The following is an 18,548-nucleotide window of genomic DNA, read 5'->3' on the forward strand; positions in this document are numbered from 1 at the left end:
CGTGGTCATCCCTCGCAGAGTTCGGCGGTGGTCGTGTCGTCGGGGAGGTCCGCCTCGGTGAAGCCCCACTCCTCGCCCAGTTCCAGGAGGCGTCCGCTCTCCTTGAACTCGGCGATGACGCGGTTCATCTCCTCCAGGAGCTCGGTGTCCTCCTGGCGGACGCACAGGCCGCCCCAGCCCTTCTCCTCGCGCCCGTTGATCTCGGGGAAGAACGCCTCGGTGACCTCGAAGGGGCCGCCGCGGTCGATGAGGAGGTACTCGTGGGAGACCTTCAGCATGGACACCGCGTCGACCCGGCCCGCCTCCAGCAGCTCGTAGCCGGTGGTCTGGTCGGGGATGAGCTCCAGCTGGCCCTCGGGCACCCCGAACTCCTCGGCGTAGCCCTGCTCGACCGAGCCGTTGAGGACGGCCAGGGTCAGGTCGGGGTTGTCCACGAACGAGGTGAAGTGCTCGATGCCCTCGGGGTTGCCCTCGTTGACGAGGAAGGCCTCCGGGGACGTGGCGGTGGGCTCGGTGAAGGCGACCTGCCCGCAGCGGTCCGGCGTGATGAACACGCCGGCGGCGAGAACGTCGAATCGGTTCGCCTGGAGGCCGGGGATCAGGCCGTCCCAGGTGACCGGGGTCGGCTGGATCTCCGGGACGCCCAGCTCCTCGAAGACCGCTCTGGCGACGGCCGGGGACTGCCCGGCCGGGGCGCCGCTGCCGTCGATGAACCCGAACGGGATCTCGTTGGCGAGGCCGACGCTCACGAAGCCCTGTTCGCGCAGGCGTTCCAGGGTGGACTGTCCCCCTTCCTCCCCGCCGCCTCCCCCGTCGACCCGGGTGCAGGCGGCGAGACCGACCGTGGCGAGCCCCACGCCGCCCAGCCGGAGTGCGTCTCGGCGGCCCCAGGTTCCTCGGCTGATCGCTGGTACCTGCTTCTTCACGACTGCTCCTCGGTGATTCGCGAGGCGGCGCACCCGACCGGGAAGGCAGGACGGGTGCGCCGCGCGTTCGGATGGTGGGACGCCTGGTGCGGGCGGTGCGCGGCGCTGGGCCGCGGCTGCCGCCGCCGGTCGGGACACGGAGCGGCGGCGCTGGTACGGGGTCTCCCTCCCCGAGCACATCCGGCAGTAACGAGACGGGTTTAGTCCGTTATGCACTGGTTATGGATACGCGGTCACCGGGTGACCCGGCTTTCGGCCTGTTCAGGGCGGGTCACCTGTACCTGGTGACCCTGGGTCCGAGGCGCGGTCACACTGGGGCGTCGGTTCTCCGCCACGCTTCCCTCCCCTCGTCGCGCCCCGGGCCCGGTCCGGCAGACCCTCATCAAAACCCGGGAAACGACCGTGGGCGGGGTCCGCCACGCGGACCCCGCCCACCTGCTGCCGTGTCGGCGCCCTACGCGGGGGCGTCCTCCTCCACGACGAGCGGGTAGACCCCGTTCTCGTCGTGGACCTCGCGCCCGGTCACGGGCGGGTTGAACACGCAGAGCACGCGGAAGTCCGTCTTGGGACGGACGGTGTGCTTCTCGTGGCCGTTGAGGAGGTAGAGGGTGCCCGGGGTGATGGTGTGCTTCTCCCCGGTCTCCTCGTTGGTCAGCTCCGCCTCGCCCTCGATGCAGTGCACGAGCTCGACGTGGTTGGCGTACCAGAAGGTCGACTCGGTGCCCGCGTACAGGACGGTCTCGTGGAAGGAGAAGCCCACCTTCTCCTTGGCCAGGATGATCCGGCGGCTGCGCCAGTTCTCCGTCTTGATGTCGGCCTCGGTGTCGTTGACCTCGTCCATGCTGCGAACGATCACTGGCTTGCTCCTTAAACGCGCTGCTGCGCCTTGCTGGGGTGGTGCGACGCGGCGCGGGGCCGGACGACCCTCCCCCCTGGGAGTGCCGTCCGGCCCCGTACCGCGTGGATGTGGGACCGCCGCCGGGCCCTAGGCGGGCTGTGCCACCTTGACCGCGGCACGGGCCGCGTCAGCCATGATGTCAAGGCCGGCGGTCAGTTCCTCTTCCGTCGCGGTGAGCGGCGGAAGAAGTTTCGCGACCTCGTCCTCGGGCCCGGAGGTCTCCAGGAGCAGGCCCCGGTCGAACGACTCGGCCGCCACCTTCTTGGCGATGCCGTCCTGCTCGAAGGCCAGGCCCCGGGCGAGCCCGCGGCCGCGCACGTGCGCGCCGAAGTCGGAGTGCTCCGCCGCCATCTCCCCCAGGCGCGCGGCGACCATGTCGCCCTTGGCCTTGGTGGAGGCGGCGAAGGAGTCGTCGCTCCAGAAGCGGCGCAGCGCCTCGGCCCCGGTCACCATCGCCGGGTTGAACCCGCGGAAGGTGCCGTTGTGCTCGCCCGGCTCCCACACGTCCAGCTCGCGCTTGAACAGGGTGAGGGCCATGGGCAGGCCGTAGCCGCTGATGGACTTGGACAGCGTGACGATGTCCGGGGTGATCCCGGCCTCCTCGAAGCTGAAGAAGTCGCCGGTGCGGCCGCAGCCCATCTGGATGTCGTCGACGATCAGGAGGATCTCGTACTCGCGGCAGAGGTCGGAGAGCTCCCGCAGCCACTGGGCGCTGGCGACGTTGATGCCGCCCTCGCCCTGGACCGCCTCGACGATGACGGCGGCGGGCTTGTCCAGTCCGCTGCCGCTGTCGTCCAGCAGGCTGCGCAGCCACAGGAAGTCCGGCGTGCGCCCGTCGAGGTAGTTGTCGAACGGCATCGTGGCCACGTGGTCGAGCGGCACGCCCGCGCCGCCGCGCTTCATCGAGTTGCCGGTGACGGCCAGGGCCCCCAGGGTCATGCCGTGGAAGCCGTTGGTGAAGTTCACGATCGTCGAGCGGCCGGTGTACTTGCGGGCCAGCTTCAGCGCGGCCTCGACCGCGTTGTTGCCCGCCGGACCGGGGAACTGCACCTTGTAGTCGAGGCCCCGCGGTTTGAGCACGATCTGCTCGAAGGTCTCCAGGAACTCGCGTTTGGCCACGCTGTAGGCGTCGAGGCTGTGGACGATGCGGTCGTCCGTCAGGTACTCGATGAGCGAGGTCTTCAGCTCGGGGTTGTTGTGCCCGTAGTTGAGCGAGCCCGCTCCCGCGAAGAAGTCGAGGTAAGGCTTGCCGGTTTCGTCGTAGACATGGCTTCCGACCGCCCTGTCGAAGACGACCGGCCAGTTCCGGCAGTATCCGCGGACTTCGGACTCCAGGCGCTGGAAGGTCTCCATCGTGTGTACCTCGGTTCCTTTCCCCAGGTTCGTGGGCTCATGGCTTGGACGACGGGGTGGGTCGGGATCGGTCGATCCGGTGCGGATGGTCAGTCACGCCCCTGACCCGGTGCCTGCCCGAACGGGCCGATCCGGACCAGGTCCTCGGGCTCGTGCGGGGTGTCCCCCTCCTGGGGGAAGTGTTCCCCGGTCAGGAGCGGACTCCACACGGCTTCGGTGCCCCGGTCCCGGGCGAACGACGCGAACAGCGCACGGGAAGCGGTGTTGTCGGGTGTGACGGTCGCTTCGAGATAGCGCAGACCACGGTCGGTGATCCGGTCGCCGATGAAGTCGAGCATCCGGCGGGCCAGCCGCTGTCCGCGGAACGCGGAGTCGACGGCGACCTGCCAGAGGAAGTACGTGTCGGGACTGTCGGGACGCACGTAGCCGGTGACGTAGGCCGCGACACGGCCCTCGCCGTCGCGGGCGACGACGCTGGTCGTGGCGAAGTCCCGGCACCAGAGCGCGTAGGCGTACGGGGAGTTGACGTCCATTCCCGTCTCCCCGGCCAGCCGCCACATGTGCGGCCCGTCCTCCGGGGACGGGTGCGCGAGGCGCACGTCCCCACGGCCCGCGGCCCCTGTCGTCTCAGGGCTCTCGGCCCCGGTGTCAGTTCGGTCGCGTGCTTGGAGGTTCGTTCGTAGATGTGGCACGTCGATCGAACTTAGCGAACGAATGTCAATGAGGTTCCGCAGAGATTCCGCGCAGATGTTTCGGGAGGTTCGCATCGGGTATGGCCCGTTTATTTAGCAGCGAACCAAGGCCCTGACCAGGGCTTTCGAGGGGAGTCGCGGGGACCCCGGTTGCGCGGTCCACGCCCCGCCCATCAGGCGGTTCGGCGCGCGGGCCGGGTACGGGCGGCGCGCGGGGGCGAGGGCGGCGCCTCGTGCGGCTGCCGTCCGACACGGTCAAACATAGAGCTTTACCGAGCAATATTAAGCGTGCGTTAAGTCACATCAATTCGGTGGGAACCTCGCGACATAACGCCTCTTCAGGGCGGCGCCTCAGGTCACACGCTACGCGGCGGGGCCCCGGAAAAGGTCCGTGCGCTGGAATTCTTCGAGCTTTCCCGACCCCCGCCCGGCCCGCGCGCACGGCCCCGCCCCCGCCCGCCGAGGGGCGGAGAAGGAGTCTGACACGGCCGAACGTCCTTGATGATTCGGCGGTTTTCCAGCAGACTCCGTGTAGTACGACCTCATGTAGTACTACACTTAGTCGCATCGCTTCGCCGCAGTTCCGCCCGGTCGACGGGAACGCGGGCGGGGCGGAGACTTCCGGCCCCGCCGCGGGAACACGGCGCGGCCCACGGACCATGGACCAAGCCACGGATCGGAGGCGCCCCGTGAACCGCCTGTACCACGAGAGCGAGGACTGGGTCGAGCAGGGCAACTGCCGCTCGTACGACCCGGAGATCTTCTTCCCGGTGAGCAGCACCGGGATCGGGCGCGCCGACACCGAACAGGCCGTCGCCGTCTGCCGCAGCTGTACTGTTCGCCAAGAGTGCCTGCGGTGGGCCCTTCGTGCCGGTGAGGCTCACGGAGTCTGGGGTGGCACCACCCCCGAGCAGCGACGCTACATGCGGCGCGAGCTCGTACCGGCCGGTTAGCGGACCCACGGGTCCGCCCGCGCACGAAGGCTGCGAAGGGCGACGGAGGAGGCCGCCGGGAGCGCGGGGGATCGCGCCCGGCGGCCTCTTCCACGTCCGCGCCCCCTCCAGGCGCCGCCCCGCCCCGCGGCCCGGGAGGAGGACCCCGGCCGCCCGACCGGAAACGCGAGGTGCCGAACCGTGGACCGTCACGCTCCGCGCCGATCCGCGACCCCAGGGGCACGATTCTCACCTTTGGGAGATCTTGCGGCCCCCCGGGGCACGGCCTAGGTTCGTTCACGTGCGACCCGCCCACGGCACACTCCGCCTCACACGCACGGCGTCCCTCGCCGCGGCGTGCACCGGGCTGGCCTGGGGCGGCCACAACCTGTGGGCGGAGGTCCCCGCCTCCGCCGGCGGGTTCGCCGCCGCCACCGCGGTGCTCTTCCCCGTGCTCTGGTTCTTCACCCGGTCCATGCGCGGTTTCGGCGACATCCTCGCCGTCATGGCGACGGTCCAGGTCGCCCTGCACCTCGTCCTCCAGGGCTCGGTCGACCCCGTGTTCGGCGCCGACGCCGGCCACGCGGGCCACGGGTTCCTCGCGCACACGCTCGGCTTCGCGCCCGGCATGCTGCTCGCGCACCTGTGGGCGGCCCTGCTCGCCTCCGCCCTGCTCGCCCACGGCGAGGCGGCCCTGTGGTTCCTCGCCGCGCTGTTCGCACGCGCGCTGCCGCCGCTGCTCGTCCCCCGCCTCGCGTTCGGCGCCGCCGCTCCGGTCCGGTCCCCGGCCCGTTCCGCGGTGCCCTCCCCCGCCCCGCTCTCGGCGCACCGGCCCCGGGGCCCTCCCGGTTCGCGCCCGTCCGCACTGTGAGAGGCCCGGACCGCGCGGTCCCCGTACCGGAGGACCCGCGCGCCGGGCGCGAACCGACCACGAACGCTGAGAGAAGAACATGACCACCACCAGCAGCAGCGCCCCCCTCGACGAGACCGGGACCGCCTCCCGCGTGCTCCCGCGCGCGGCCGCCGCCCTCCTCGCCCCCCTCGCCGCCGCGGCACTGGCGCTGGCTCCCTCGCCCGCGCTGGCCCACGACGTACTGACCGACTCCAGCCCCGAGGACGGGCAGACCCTGGAGACTGTGCCCGAGGAGGTCGTGCTGACCTTCAACAACGCGCCGATGGAGGGCGGCAGCGGAAGCGCCGTCGTCGTGACGGGGCCGGACGGGGAGACCACCTACGAGGACGGCGAGCTCGCGTTCGACGGCACGGACGTGTCCGTGGCGCTGAGCCCCCTGGACGAGGCCGGCGAGTACACCATCGGGTTCCGCGTCGTGTCCTCCGACGGCCACCCCATCCAGGACAGCCTGACGTTCACGGTGACCGAGGAGGCCGTGGCCGCCGCGGCGCCGGAGCCGGAGCCGGAGGCGGGTGAGAGCGAGGCGCCCGCCGCCGAGGAGGCGGACGAGCCCGCCGGGGAGCCCGCCGCCGAGGAGGTCTCCGCCGAGGAGGCCGACGAGGGCGGCGTCTCCCCCGTGGCGCTGGCCGTGGTGGCCGTCGTCGCGATCGCGGGCATCGGCGCGGTCGTGCTCGTCCTGGTCCGGATGCGCAACCGTCCGGGCGGCGCCGACCGGAAGTAGGCCGGCGCCGGTCCGCGAGCGGAAGGGCCCGTACACCTCGCGGTGTACGGGCCCTTCGTGTGCGTCCCGCGCCGGCCGCCGCGGGGCGGGACCCGCGCGCGCCGGAGCCGGGGTCAGACGCGGCGCGCCAGCAGGATGCTGATGTTGTCCTTGCCGCCGGCCTCCATGGCGGCCTGCCACAGGGCGTGCACGGCGGCCTCGTCGCTGCCGGCCTCGGCGATCATCCGCTCCATCTCCTCGGGGAGGACGAGGTCGGACAGCCCGTCGCTGCACATGAGCCAGGCGCTCGGGTCGGCCGCGTCGTCGCGTCCCACGTGCGGGACCATCGAGCCGCCGGAACTGCCGCCCAGGGACTGGGTGATGAAGTTCGTGGTGACCGGGCGGCCGTCCTCGGAGGGGGGGAGCGCAGGGGAGTCGTCCTCGGAGAGCTGCCGCAGGCGGCGCCCCTCCAGGCGGTAGGTCCGGGAGTCTCCGACGTTGAACCAGAAGTTGCCGTCGTTGTTGAGCAGGACGCCGGCGACCGTGGTCCCCATGCCGGAGAACTCGGTGTGCTGGAGGGCGTGGTCCTTGATCTCCTCGTCGATGTTGCTCAGCAGTTGGGCGATCTCCTCGGGGCCGTTCAGCCGCGGCCCCATCTCGGCCATGCGGTGCACCGCGTGCTCCGAGGCGATCTCCCCCGCGGCCTGTCCGCCGATCCCGTCGGCGACCGCCAGGATGACGGGCTCGCTCACCGGCAGCACGCAGCGGACCGGAGAGGTCATGTTCGCACTGGCGACGGTGAGAGCACCCATGACGACGGCGTCCTCGTTGGCGGGGCGGATAGCGCCCCGGTGCGTGAGGGCCGTGACAATGACTTCCCCACCAGCGACACCCATACGCCCTTCCTCCCGTTTCGTCGGCCGTGGCCGGTTGCCCGGCGCCACGCGCCGGACCTTGGTCGAGTCCCGTTCAACGTCTGGATTCTGTAACCGTACCGACCTACTGCTGGAGTCGGTCAAAATCCGCGTACATCATGGCGGAAAACACCCGGATATGCAGTTCCCGCACCGGTTCCGGCCGATAAAAGTGCTGTGACGGGTGGGCCTCCGGTGTGTGTCGCGGCCTTCCGTGGTCCCGGTCCGACAGTAGCGGCGTCCACGCGCGCCCGACAGGGCCGATCGGCGGGTACGGAGAACCCCCAGCGCACAGGGGTTCCCGGGGTATTACGGTCCGCCCCGAAGTCTCCTTGGGGCATGGTGCGAGACCGGCCTCGCGTTGTCCGCCCACGAGGCGTCTGGCAGAATGGGCCCCGTTGGGTGTCTAAGACGCAGACACACACGACCCGCCACGTGCGCCGCGACTCCGTCGCGCCCGTGGTCCTCGATCTCCTTCGACGGTCGTTTGGTGTGATCACTGTGCGTCTGCCCTGCCTCTCTTCCTTTCCCGGTTCGCCCCGCAGCAGCCGCGTGCCCTCCGTGCGCGCGGCCGTCAGTGCTGCCCGGCGTCCACCACCCGCTGTGCCCGGGCGTTCCCGACCCGTGCGCCCGCTCTCCCCTGGATCGCACAGCCGCCGTCCCGCCCGGGGGGATTCCGATCCCCGCTCCGGAGTCACCTCGGGCGTTCGCACCTACGACGGGCACCGTTCTCGCCCAAGGAGTCCAGCCCAGTGAAGATCGCCATGATCGCCGAACACGCCAACCCCCTTCCCGCCCACCGGGGGGAGCCCGCCTGCCCCGCGAGCCTGCACGTCTGCGCGCTCTCCCGGCAGCTGGCCAAACTCGGTCACAAGGTGACGGTCTACGCCCGTCGCAGCGACCCCGAGCAGCCGGAGGGGCGCACCCGGATGGCGCGCGGCGTCTCCGTCACCTACCTCGACGCCGGTCCCGCCAGCCCGCTCCCCGCCGATGAGCACGCCGAGCACACCGGCGCCTTCGGCACCGCCCTGGCCGCGGTCCTGGACGAGGACGCGCCCGACGTCCTGCACGCCATCGGCTGGACCAGCGGCCTCGCGGCGCTGCACGCCCAGGCGCACAGCGAGAGCGACCAGAGCGGGACCCCCCTCGTCCAGACCTTCCACTCCCTCAACGCCAGCGAACAGCGCTCCGGGCTGTCCCACCACCCCGAACGCGCCCGCATGGAGACGATCCTCGCCTCCCGCGCCGACCACGTCCTGGTCAACTCCACCGACCAGCAGGGCGAGCTGGCGCGCCTGGGCGTGCCCCGGCACCACGTGAGCGTCGTGCCCTTCGGCGTGGACCCCGACCACTTCAGCATGGAGGGCGGGACCTCGGCCGAGCACTGGACCTCCCGGCGCGAGGAGCGCGCACGGCTGGTGTCGGTCACCTCCCTGACGGAGGCCGGCGGCGCCGACCGCCTCGTCGAGTCCATGACCCGCCTGCCCGAGGCGGAGCTGCTCATCGTCTCCACCGCCGAGGACCTCGACGTCGCCCTCGACGAGAACGCCCGCCGGGTGGAGCTCCTGGCCAAGGAGGCCGGCGTCGACGACCGCGTCCACCTCGTCGGACCGGTCGAGCGCAAGGAGCTGCCGCGCCTGCTGCGCTCGGCCGACGTGTACGTGTCCGCCGCCTCCTACGACCCCTACGGCGGCGCCGTCCTGGAGGCCATGGCCTGCGGCCTGCCCGTCGTGGCCACCGCGACCGGCGCGACCCCCGGCGCGGTCCTGCACCGCACCAGCGGCGTGCTGATGCGGTTCGGCCGGCCGGACGAGGTCGCGCGCTCCGTGCGCGCCGTGCTCAGCACCCCGACCATGAGCACCGCCTACGGGATCGCCGCCGTGGACCGTGCCCGCTCGCGGTTCACGTGGCAGCGGATCGCCGTGGAGACCGAGATCGCCTACGACCGGTCGCGCCCGCAGCAGGCGGAGGACGGGGGCGCCGACGGGAGCGAGACGGACAGCCTCCTGCTGTCCGGGGCCACCCGCTGATCCGTGTGGCCCCCCGTCCCCCCGTGTCCGTGTCCCGAGCCCGGCGGAGCCCCCTCCGGGCGGCCGGGGCGCGGAGCCGTGCGCCGATGACCTTCGAGCACCAGGGACTCCTCTTCGAGAGCGAGGGGCGGTTCCACGACACGGCCCTGGAGCGGCTGCGGTCCGCGCTGGGCGGCGGCGCCCACGCGGCGCTCGCCGTCTCCGGGGCCCGCGCCGCCGCGCTCGTCGGGTCCCTGTCCCCCGCGGAGGGCGCGCGCGTCCACGTGCTCGACAGGGACGGGCTCTACGAGGCCCCTGGGCGCACCCTGGCGGCCCTGCACCGCCTGACCCTCACCCACGAACCCGTGGCGCTGGTGGCGGAGCCACCGCCCCCCTCCGGTTCGGGGACCGAGACGCGCGAGTGGCTGCGCCTGGAGTCGGTCCTGTGCACGGCGCTGGCGCCGCTGAGCCTGCGCCTGCTGTGCGCCTACGACGGGCGGCTGCTCGGACCGAGGGCCCGCGCGGCGGTGCGCGCCACCCATCCGGCGCTGGTGGGCCCCGGCGGGCCCGGCCCCAACCCCGGCTACCTGGGCACGGCGGCGTTCGGCGCCCTGCCGGCCGTGCCGGACCCCCTGCCGGTCGGCGGGCCCGTCCACCGGCTGGAGATCGGGATGTCGCTCCCCCGGCTGCGCCGTGAGCTGACCGCGCTCTGCGAGTCCCTGGGCCTGGCGCGGCACCGGGCCGACAGCCTCGTCGTGGCCGTGAACGAGCTGGCCGCGAACGTGCTGGAGCACGGGGCGGGCAAGGGCTCCGTCAGCCTCTGGCGGGGCCCCGACCGGTGGGTGTGCGACGTGTTCGACGAGCACGGGGGCCTCACCGACCCGCTGGCGGGCTACCGTCCCGCCGACAGCATGCGCCCGCGCGGCTACGGGCTGTGGATCACCCGCCAGAGCTGCGACTTCCTGGAGATCAGCGGGGACGGCGGGGGGTCGACGGTACGGCTGCACTTCGTGGACGGGCTCGGGGGTCTCAGCCCCTGAGCGAGTCGACCGCCTCGTCGGTGTTCGGCACGATCGGGATGACCTGGTCGATGCCTGCTATCACGAACAGGCGGTTGACCTGCTGCTGCGGCTCGGCGACCACGAACCCCACGTCCAGGTCCCGGCCGCGCCGGAAGGCCGCGACGAGCACCCCGATACAGCGGGAGTCGCAGAAGCCGACCTTGGCGAGGTCCACCACCACGCCCCGCGGCCGGTCGGCGGCCAGGACCTCCTCCAGGACGTCGGCCAGGCCGGGAGAGGTCACCGCGTCCATCTCCCCCACGGGAGTGACGACGACGACGTCGTGCTCGCGACGGATCGAGATGTCTGACGTCACGGTCGCTTCTCCTTGTCGCTGCGGGTCGGAGCCTCATCATGGCGGTTTTCGATCACGCTCGGGACTCGTCACCCGCAGTGTTCTCCATGACCAGGTCCCTGGCGACGTCCACGACCCGCTTGCGGTTGCGCTGGGCGACCTCCCGCAGCGCGGTGAAGGCCGTGTCCGCGTCGCAGCCGCGCGCGTGCATGATGATGCCCTTGGCCTGGTCGATGTAGGTGCGCGCGGACATCGCCCGGCGCATGTGCGCGGTCTCGCGCGCCACGTCGGCCTGGCGCCCCACCGTGTGCAGGGCCGCCGCCGCGTGCTCCGCCAGCAGTGCGGTGAGCGGTGCGACGACCTGCTCGTCGAAGGCGTCGGCGCGGCCGGAGTGCACCCCGAACGTGACCACGCGGTCGTCGTCGGCGCCGTCGCCGGACAGGAGGCTGGGCAGGGTGATGGAGGAGCGGTCGCCGCACTGGACGGCCATGGCGGTGTAGCTCGGCCACCGGTGGGGTTCGCGGAGCACGTCGGCGACCCCGACCCGGGTCATCTCCCGCACGGCCTCCACCGTCGGGCCCTGGTCGGTCGTGTACTGGTGCTCGAAGGCGGCGGAGAGGTCGGCGTGGGAGGCGCCGTAGTCGGTCACCACGTGGCGGACCGTCCCGTCGGCCCCCTCGACCTCGCGCCACAGCACGACGAGGGCGGCCGAGCAGCCGGGGACCCCGAAGGCGGCGGCCCTGCTCATCTGGTCCAGGGCGCGTTCGAGGGTGGTGTTCTCCGCCTGTCCCAGCGCACCGATGTCGCGGGCCAGGCGTTCGATCCACACGGCGGGGCCTCCTTCCGCGTCCGGGGCTCACCCGCTAACCGTAACCTTGGGGATCACGGACCCGGACATCCGGGAGAGACCAGCCACGACGGGAGCCCTGAGCGTGTCGGAGAACCTCGCCGGGTTGCAACGCGAGACCACTGCTCTCAGTGAGAGAACAGCCGCCCTCCGCAACACGCACACGATGTACCCGGACGACGCCGAGGGAACCGCCGAGGCGGCCCTCGCGGAGCTGGAGTACGCGGAACGCCTGCTCAACGACGCGGGGGCGCAGCTGGCCCGCGCCCACAGCCAGCCCGGGCCGCGCCGCCAGAACGACGACGACCGCAACCTGCTCCGGGCGGTGTTCACGGAGCTCAGCGTCCCGGTCGTGCTGCTGGACCACGAGGGGTACATCAGGCGGATCAACAACGCGGGGGCCGCCCAGCTGGGCAGCGCGCCGGGCTACCTCACCGGGAAGACCTTCGCCCACTTCGTGGACCTGCGCAAACGGGCGGCGATGCAGTCCTGGCTCGCGGCCGTGCTGCGCGGCGACGGGCCGGCCTCGCTGGAGTCGCGGCTGGCGCAGCGCGGGTGGGCGGAGGACGTCCACCTCACCCTCACCCGCCTGGAGCTGCCCGCCGAGCCGAACCCGCTGGTGCTGGTGGCGATGTCGCCGCCGATGAACGGCGCCGAGGAGGAGGCCCCGTCCCCGCTCGAACCGGAGGTGGAGGACCAGGTGGTGGTCCTCGCCGCTCGCCGGCTGGACGTCCTGACGAGGATGACGCGGCTGCTGCTGCGGTCCGCGGGGCCGGGCGGGGCGGGGGAGCCGCTCGCCCTCGCGGACGCCGCCGAACTGCTCGCCGACTCCTACGCGGACTGGGTGGTCGTGGACGTGTGCGACCTGCCCACCGACCCCGGGGTCGCCCGGCGCGCCGTGGTCGCCGGTCCCCCCGACGCGGCGCCCGGTGTGCGGGAAGAGGTCGCGGCCGTGTCGCCCGGGGGGTCCGAGATCCCCGGCGAGGTGCTCGGCCGGGGCCAGTCCCTGCTGTTCCCCCTCATCGAGGACGAGTCGGTGCTGGGTGCCGCCGGGTCGGGCGCTCCCCTGCTCGCGGTTCTCGGGGCCGGGTCGCTCCTCTCCGTCCCGCTCCGGGGGAGCCGGGGCGTGCGCGGCGCGCTCACCCTGATCCGCCGCAGCAACCGCAGCAGCTTCCGCCTCGCCGACCTGGGGCTCATCGAGGAGATCGGCGAGCACATCGGACTGGCGCTCCCTCCCCGCCCCGTCCCCTGATCCCGCTCCCCCGCCCCCCCGGGGGGTGGCCGGTACAAGCCGATCCCGCCTCAGGGGGTTGCGCGTGAGGGCACGACCCCACCCCAGGGGGTTGTGCGTGAGGGCGCCGCCGGGGTGCTGCAGGACGAGTCGAGCCGCGAGCGAGGAACGAGCGGCAGGCGCGGACGAGGACGAAGCACACCGGCCCCAAGGCGCCCGAACCCCGGGGCGGAGCCCCGGAGCAGGCACACCCCTACTCGGGGCCGTGCAGGGTGTCCACCAGTGTGGACAGCTGCGACACCGACCGGTCCATCCGGCGCACGCCGTTGACGAGGGGCTGGTCCACGTCCTGGTAGTTGGTGACGATGTGCTCGCGCAGTTCGGCGAGGTCGGACTGCACCTGCCGTGAGCGCTGCGCCAGCTGCTCGGCCAGGACCTTGCCCGGCTCCCCGGTCTCCTGGCCGAGGTCGCGCTGGAGGGCGCGGGCCTGCTCGCGCATCTGCGCCTTGAGCTGGTGCAGCTCCACGAACACCTCGACCTTGGAGCGCAGCACCCACGGGTCGAAGGGCTTGAGCAGGAAGTCGACCGCGCGCGACGCGTAGCCGCGGAAGACCTGGTGCCGGTCGATCTCCTGTGCCGTCAGGAAGATGATCGGCACGTCCTTGGTCTTCTCGCGCTGCTTGATGTGGGCGGCGGTCTCGAACCCGTCCATCCCCGGCATGACCACGTCGAGCAGGATGACCGCGAAGTCGGTGCCCAGGAGGTGCTTGAGCGCCTCCTCCCCGGAGTTCGCACGGACCAGGTTCTGGTCGAGGGACGTGAGGGCGGCCTCCAGCGCGATCAGGTTCTCGTCGCGGTCGTCGACGAGAAGGATGTTGGCCTTCTGGGTCACTTCGGGTTACTCCAGGTCTTCGGTCGGGGTGCTGGTGCCAGTGTCCCCGTTCGGGTCGTTGTTATCCCTGGTACCGGCGCGGGTGTTGCCGCCGTCGTCGGCCGTCGCGCCATTCTGCCCGGTCCGTGTGTCGTCCGCGCCGTCGGCCCCGGTTCCGGCGGAGGCCGCCGCGGCGGCGGCGTCCTCGGCCGCCGCTCCGGCGATGGTCTCCTCCCGGCCCGCGGTGAGCCAGCGCCGCATGACGTCGAGCAGGTGGTCCAGGTCGACGGGCTTGGTCACGTAGTCCGTGGCGCCCGCCGCGAGGCTGCGCTCGCGGTCGCCCTGCATGGCCTTGGCGGTGAGCGAGATGATCGGCAGGTCGGCGAACTGCGGCATCTCCCGGATGCGCTGGGTCGTCTGGTTGCCGTCCAGCTCCGGCATCATCACGTCCATGAGGACCAGGGAGATGTCCTCGTTGGCCTCCAGCCTGGCGATGCCCGCGTGGCCGTTGTCGGCGTAGAGCACCTCCAGCCCCTGCGCCTCCAGGGCGCTCGTCAGGGCGAAGACGTTGCGCACGTCGTCGTCGACGATGAGGACTCGCTGGCCGGCCAGGACGGCGCGCCGCTCGGGGTCGGTGCGCGCCTCGGCCTCCTTCGGCTCCTCCGCTGCCTCTCCCCCGGCCGGTGCGGCCGACTCGGGCGCCTTGAGCACCGGGACGGTGGGCAGCGGCTCGTGGCCGATGTCGGTGAGGGCGGCCACCGCCGCGTCGAAGTCCTCGTCCGGCATGGCGAAGTCGTCGATCGGGACGCCCGTCCCGAACGCGGTCCCGAAGGCGTCCTGGGCGGGGTCGGTGTCGCCGCGACCGGTCTCCAGCATGGGCACCGACGACACGCCGACCGCCTGGTCGTCCCGGTCCCCGGCGTCCTCGGGAAGGCGGACCGGCAGCAGCAGCGTGAAGGTCGAGCCCTGGTTCGCGACGCTCTGCACCCGGATCTCACCGCCCAGCAGGCGGGCGAAGTTCCGGCTGATCGACAGGCCCAGGCCCGTGCCGCCGAACCTCCGCGACGTGCCGCCGTCGCCCTGGTGGAAGGCCTCGAAGATGACCTGGAGCTTGTCCTCGGCGATGCCGATCCCGGTGTCCGCGACCGTGAAGGCGATGACCTCCTCGTTCTCCTCGAACATCTCCAGGTCGGCGTCCTCCAGCGCCCACGCGGGCTCGATGAGGAGGCGCACCTCGCCCTGCGGCGTGAACTTGACGGCGTTGGACAGCAGGTTGCGCAGTATCTGCTGGAGCCTCTGCTCGTCGGTCCACAGCGTCCCCGGGATGTCCGGCGACACGTCCACCGCGAACGCGAGCCCCTGCTCGCCCGTGACCGGGCGGAAGGTCGCCTCGACGTAGTCCACCAGCTGCCCGATGGACACCTCGCTCGGCTGGACCTCCGCGCGGCCCGCCTCCACCTTGGACAGGTCGAGGATCTCGTCGATGAGCAGCAGCAGGTCGCTGCCCGCCTTGTGGATGGTCTGGGCGAACTCGACCTGCTTGGGCGAGAGGTTCTGCTCCCCGTTGTCGGCGAGCAGTCGCGCCAGGATGAGCAGGCTGTTGAGCGGTGTGCGCAGCTCGTGCGACATGTTCGCCAGGAACTCGGACTTGTACTTGGAGGAGACCTGGAGCTGGTGCGCCCGCTCCTCCAGCGCGTTCCTGGACCGCTGGATCTGCTGGTTCTGGAGCTCGATGGCCCTGTTCTGGTTGGCGAGCTGGGTGGCCTTCTGCCGGAGTTCGGCGTTCTTGCCGCGCAGCTCCTCCTGCTGGCGCTGGAGCTCGTTCGAGCGCTCCCGCAGCTGGCTGGTGAGCTGCTGGGACTGCTCCAGCAGGTGCTCGGTGCGGTTGTTGGCGAGGATGGTGTTGATCGTCGTGCCGAGCAGGGCGACCAGCTGGCGCAGGAAGTTCTTGTGGATCTCGCGGAACTCGCCGTAGGAGGCGAACTCCACGACGCCGAGGGCGCGCTCCTCCGAGACGATCGGGAGGATGTACAGGTTGCGGGGCGAGGCCTCGCCCAGGCCGGACTCGACCTTGACGTACCCCGGCGGGATGTTGCCCACCTGCTGTTCGACCTGCTGCGAGAGGGCCTCGCCGATGAGTCCGACGCCCTTGCGGACGCGGCGGCGGCTCTCGCCCGGCTCGAAGCCGAACCCCGCGTAGAAGAGGAAGTTCTCCTCGTCGTCCTGGGCCTCGGGCAGGTAGCAGGCGCCGTGCTGCGCGCCGATGAGCGGCGTCACCTCGGTCATGATGAGGCGGGCCAGCTCCTTGAGGTCGCGGTGGCCCTGGATGTGGCCGGAGATGCGGGCCACGTTGGACTTGAGCCAGTCGGCGTCCCGCTGGGTGGCGGTGGTCTCGCGCAGGTTGGACACCATCAGGTTGATGTTGTCCTTGAGCTGCTCCATCTCGCCGCGGGCGTCGACCTGGATGTTGCGGGTCAGGTCGCCCTCGGCGACGGCGCTGGCCACCTCGGCGATCGCGCGCACCTGCGTGGTGAGGTTGCCCGCCAGCCCGTTGACGCTGTCGGTGAGCTGCTTCCAGGTGCCCGAGACGCCCTCGACCTTGGCCTGGCCGCCCAGCTGCCCCTGGCTGCCCACCTCGTGGGCGACGCGGGTGACCTCCGTGGCGAAGGCCGACAGCTGGTCCACCATGGTGTTGACCGTCGTCTTGACCTCCAGGATCTCGCCCTGGGCGTTGACGTCGATCTTCTTCGTGAGGTCTCCGGCCGCGACCGCCGTCGTCACCTCGGAGATGTTGCGCACCTGCGTGGTGAGGTTGTGCGACATCGAGTTGACGTTCTCGGTGAGGTCGTTCCAGATGCCGGACACGCCCTTGACGTTGGCGCGACCGCCCAGCTTGCCCTCGGTGCCGACCTCGCGGGCGACCCGCGTGACCTCGTCGGCGAACGCGGACAGCTGGTCGACCATCACGTTGATGGTGTCCTTGAGCTCGAGGATCTCCCCCTTGGCGTTGACCGTGACCTTCTTGGTCAGGTCGCCCGCCGCGACCGCGCGCGTGACCATGGAGATCTGCCGCACCTGGTAGGTCAGGTTGTTGGCCATGGAGTTGACGTTGTCCGTCAGGTCCTTCCAGACCCCGGAGACGTCGCGGACGTGGGCCTGCCCGGCGAGCTTGCCCTCCGTGCCCACCTCGCGCGCCACCCGGGTGACCTCGCTGGCGAAGGAGTCGAGCTGGTCCACCATCTTGTTGATGGTGTCCTTCAGCTCCATCATCTCGCCCTGGGCGTCCACGGTGATCTTCTTGGTGAGGTCGCCGGCGGCGACGGCGGTCGTCACCTGGGAGATGTTGCGGACCTGGTAGGTGAGGCTGTTCGCCATGGAGTTGACGTTGTCGGTCAGGTCCTTCCAGATGCCCGACACGCCCTTGACGTTGGCGCGACCGCCCAGCTTGCCCTCGGTGCCGACCTCGCGCGCCACGCGCGTGACCTCGTCGGCGAAGGAGTCGAGCTGGTCGACCATGGTGTTCACGGTGTTCTTCAGGGCCAGCATCTCGCCCTGCACGTCGACCTGGACCTTCTGGGTCAGGTCGCCCCTGGCCACCGCCGTCGTGACCTGTGAGATGTCACGCACCTGGTTGGTCAGGTTGTCCGCCATCGAGTTGACGTTCTCGGTGAGGTCCTTCCAGATGCCCTGCACGCCGCGCACGTTGGCCCGGCCGCCGAGCTTGCCCTCGGTGCCCACCTCGCGGGCCACGCGCGTGACCTCGTCCGCGAACGTGGACAGCTGGTCCACCATCGTGTTGACGGTGTCCTTGAGGTCGAGCATCTCGCCCTGGACGTCGATGGTGATCTTCTTGCTCAGATCACCCCGGGCCACGGCCGTCGTCACCTCGGAGATGTCGCGGACCTGCACGGTGAGGCGGGACGCCATCTGGTTGACGGACTCGGTGACCTCGCGCCAGGCGCCGGAGACGCCCTCGACCCGCGCGGTGCCGCCGAGCTTGCCCTCGGTGCCCACCTCGCGGGCCACGCGCGTGACCTCCTCGGTGAACCCGCTCATCTGGTCGGCCATGCGGTTGACGGTGGTGGCCAGGCGGAGCAGGTCGCCCCGGAGCTCGCCGCGGCGGCCGTCGGTGGAGGCGCGGCGGCTCAGCTGGCCCTCCGCGACCGAGTCCAGGACCTGGGCGACCTCGGACAGGGGTTCGGCGACCTCGTCCAGGAGCTCGTTCAGGGCCTGGGCGCTCTCGCCCCACGCCCCGCGGGAGGGGTTGACGTTGACGCGCTCGTTGAGCCGCCCCTCGTCGCGGACGACGTCGCCGACCCGCTGGAGCTCCTTGCTCAGCTGCTCGCTGTGGTCGACCACCTCGTTGAAGACGGAGGCGATCTCCCGGACCGTGCCGCTGCCGCGCTTCCGGAGGCGGACGCTGAAGTCGCCGTCGCGCATGCGGTACAGGGCACGCAGAATCTCGTCGAGCTGGTCGTCGGCCACCAGTTCCTTGACCGCCTCGGGCATCGAACCCCCTCCTCAACCTGCCTCGTCACCGCTGTGTCCCGCCGGTCCGCCGGACGGGCGCACGGGCAGGGGGTCCGCGGTGTGGCCCGCGTACCCTTGGTGACACCCCGTCACGCTACCCGCGCGAAGTACCACCCGAAAGAAGCGGATGTGTCGACTTACACTAACCGGCCGGGATGGGCCGCACGGGCGGGTTCTCCATGTTGGGCTCCTCCGCCCGCCTCCCCGGGCCGGTCAGCGCGCCGTCCCCCGTGCCCCGGGGGGCGTGGTGGTATCACGGGGAGCGGTACCGCGCGACCCCCGGTCCGGAGGTTTCCGGTCGATACCCCGGGATCCGACGTCGGGCGCACGCGTATCGTGTCAGTGACCACCACCCCCTCGCCCGTATCCAGCGACG

General features: G+C 71.5%; 15 protein-coding genes. 6 read left to right on the plus strand and 9 right to left on the minus strand.

Annotated features, from left to right (window positions below; all coding sequences use genetic code 11):
• Positions 1-5 precede the first annotated feature (5 nt).
• From ehuB to ectA, 4 genes are all read right to left on the minus strand, one after another.
• Positions 6-857, minus strand: coding sequence for an ectoine/hydroxyectoine ABC transporter substrate-binding protein EhuB (ehuB, locus tag ACQPYD_RS28595; RefSeq protein WP_433702162.1), 852 nt, complete (start codon positions 855-857; stop codon positions 6-8).
• 523 nt (positions 858-1,380) lie between these two features.
• On the minus strand, positions 1,381-1,782 hold the full coding sequence (locus ACQPYD_RS28600; RefSeq protein ID WP_267946611.1) for an ectoine synthase: 402 nt from the start codon (positions 1,780-1,782) through the stop codon (positions 1,381-1,383).
• Positions 1,783-1,911: 129 nt separating this feature from the next.
• On the minus strand, positions 1,912-3,177 hold the full coding sequence (gene ectB / locus ACQPYD_RS28605) for a diaminobutyrate--2-oxoglutarate transaminase (protein ID WP_433698510.1): 1,266 nt from the start codon (positions 3,175-3,177) through the stop codon (positions 1,912-1,914).
• 89 nt (positions 3,178-3,266) lie between these two features.
• Complete coding sequence (gene ectA, locus ACQPYD_RS28610; RefSeq protein ID WP_433702163.1) at positions 3,267-3,737, minus strand: diaminobutyrate acetyltransferase; 471 nt, start codon at positions 3,735-3,737, stop codon at positions 3,267-3,269.
• 821 nt (positions 3,738-4,558) lie between these two features.
• Here ectA and ACQPYD_RS28615 point away from each other — a divergent pair.
• From ACQPYD_RS28615 to ACQPYD_RS28625, 3 genes are all read left to right on the plus strand, one after another.
• On the plus strand, positions 4,559-4,822 hold the full coding sequence (locus ACQPYD_RS28615) for a WhiB family transcriptional regulator (protein WP_402918663.1): 264 nt from the start codon (positions 4,559-4,561) through the stop codon (positions 4,820-4,822).
• A gap of 280 nt (positions 4,823-5,102) precedes the next feature.
• On the plus strand, positions 5,103-5,672 hold the full coding sequence (locus ACQPYD_RS28620; RefSeq protein WP_433698511.1) for a copper resistance protein: 570 nt from the start codon (positions 5,103-5,105) through the stop codon (positions 5,670-5,672).
• A gap of 79 nt (positions 5,673-5,751) precedes the next feature.
• A complete protein-coding gene (locus tag ACQPYD_RS28625) occupies positions 5,752-6,435 on the plus strand; it encodes a copper resistance CopC family protein (RefSeq protein WP_433698512.1) in 684 nt (227 codons plus the stop codon).
• A 113-nt stretch (positions 6,436-6,548) separates the two neighbouring features.
• Here the strand turns inward: ACQPYD_RS28625 and ACQPYD_RS28630 are convergent, their stop codons facing one another.
• The gene (locus ACQPYD_RS28630; RefSeq protein ID WP_267946617.1) at positions 6,549-7,310 is read right to left on the minus strand and encodes a PP2C family protein-serine/threonine phosphatase; all 762 of its coding nucleotides are present in this window, start codon (positions 7,308-7,310) and stop codon (positions 6,549-6,551) included.
• A gap of 770 nt (positions 7,311-8,080) precedes the next feature.
• Here ACQPYD_RS28630 and ACQPYD_RS28635 point away from each other — a divergent pair.
• Both ACQPYD_RS28635 and ACQPYD_RS28640 read left to right on the plus strand, forming a co-directional pair.
• The gene (locus ACQPYD_RS28635) at positions 8,081-9,358 is read left to right on the plus strand and encodes a glycosyltransferase (RefSeq protein WP_433698514.1); all 1,278 of its coding nucleotides are present in this window, start codon (positions 8,081-8,083) and stop codon (positions 9,356-9,358) included.
• Between the two features lie 86 nt (positions 9,359-9,444).
• Positions 9,445-10,377 (plus strand): anti-sigma factor RsbA family regulatory protein, encoded by a 933-nt coding sequence (locus ACQPYD_RS28640; protein ID WP_433698515.1) that lies wholly within the window; start codon positions 9,445-9,447, stop codon positions 10,375-10,377.
• Here ACQPYD_RS28640 and ACQPYD_RS28645 read toward each other — a convergent pair.
• Together ACQPYD_RS28645 and ACQPYD_RS28650 are read right to left on the minus strand one after the other, a co-directional pair.
• Positions 10,367-10,714, minus strand: a complete 348-nt coding sequence (locus ACQPYD_RS28645) for an STAS domain-containing protein (RefSeq protein WP_433698516.1) — start codon at positions 10,712-10,714, stop codon at positions 10,367-10,369. The two genes, ACQPYD_RS28640 and ACQPYD_RS28645, sit on opposite strands and share 11 nt — an antisense overlap.
• A 52-nt stretch (positions 10,715-10,766) precedes the next feature.
• On the minus strand, positions 10,767-11,522 hold the full coding sequence (locus ACQPYD_RS28650; protein WP_433698517.1) for an ANTAR domain-containing response regulator: 756 nt from the start codon (positions 11,520-11,522) through the stop codon (positions 10,767-10,769).
• A gap of 103 nt (positions 11,523-11,625) precedes the next feature.
• Between ACQPYD_RS28650 and ACQPYD_RS28655 the strand changes: the two genes are divergently transcribed.
• The gene (locus ACQPYD_RS28655) at positions 11,626-12,792 is read left to right on the plus strand and encodes a PAS domain-containing protein (protein WP_433698519.1); all 1,167 of its coding nucleotides are present in this window, start codon (positions 11,626-11,628) and stop codon (positions 12,790-12,792) included.
• 232 nt (positions 12,793-13,024) lie between these two features.
• Here ACQPYD_RS28655 and ACQPYD_RS28660 read toward each other — a convergent pair whose 3' ends face one another.
• Both ACQPYD_RS28660 and ACQPYD_RS28665 read right to left on the minus strand, forming a co-directional pair.
• Positions 13,025-13,663 carry a response regulator gene (locus tag ACQPYD_RS28660; RefSeq protein WP_433698521.1) on the minus strand — a complete coding sequence of 213 codons (639 nt, stop codon included), beginning with the start codon at positions 13,661-13,663 and terminating at the stop codon, positions 13,025-13,027.
• A 6-nt stretch (positions 13,664-13,669) separates the two neighbouring features.
• Positions 13,670-18,151 (minus strand): HAMP domain-containing protein, encoded by a 4,482-nt coding sequence (locus tag ACQPYD_RS28665; protein ID WP_433698522.1) that lies wholly within the window; start codon positions 18,149-18,151, stop codon positions 13,670-13,672.
• Positions 18,152-18,548 lie beyond the last annotated feature (397 nt).

This window comes from Nocardiopsis sp. CA-288880 (assembly GCF_050955985.1).
GTDB classification, from domain to species: domain Bacteria; phylum Actinomycetota; class Actinomycetes; order Streptosporangiales; family Streptosporangiaceae; genus Nocardiopsis; species Nocardiopsis tropica.

Excerpts from the sequence above, each read along its gene's own strand:
- ACQPYD_RS28665 (WP_433698522.1), bottom strand. The coding sequence starts at position 18,151 with ATGCCCGAGGCGGTCAAGGAACTGGTGGCCGACGACCAGCTCGACGAG.
- ACQPYD_RS28625 (WP_433698512.1), top strand. The coding sequence starts at position 5,752 with ATGACCACCACCAGCAGCAGCGCCCCCCTCGACGAGACCGGGACCGCC.
- ACQPYD_RS28640 (WP_433698515.1), top strand. The coding sequence starts at position 9,445 with ATGACCTTCGAGCACCAGGGACTCCTCTTCGAGAGCGAGGGGCGGTTC.
- ACQPYD_RS28630 (WP_267946617.1), bottom strand. The coding sequence starts at position 7,310 with ATGGGTGTCGCTGGTGGGGAAGTCATTGTCACGGCCCTCACGCACCGG.
- ectB (WP_433698510.1), bottom strand. The coding sequence starts at position 3,177 with ATGGAGACCTTCCAGCGCCTGGAGTCCGAAGTCCGCGGATACTGCCGG.
- ectA (WP_433702163.1), bottom strand. The coding sequence starts at position 3,737 with ATGTGGCGGCTGGCCGGGGAGACGGGAATGGACGTCAACTCCCCGTAC.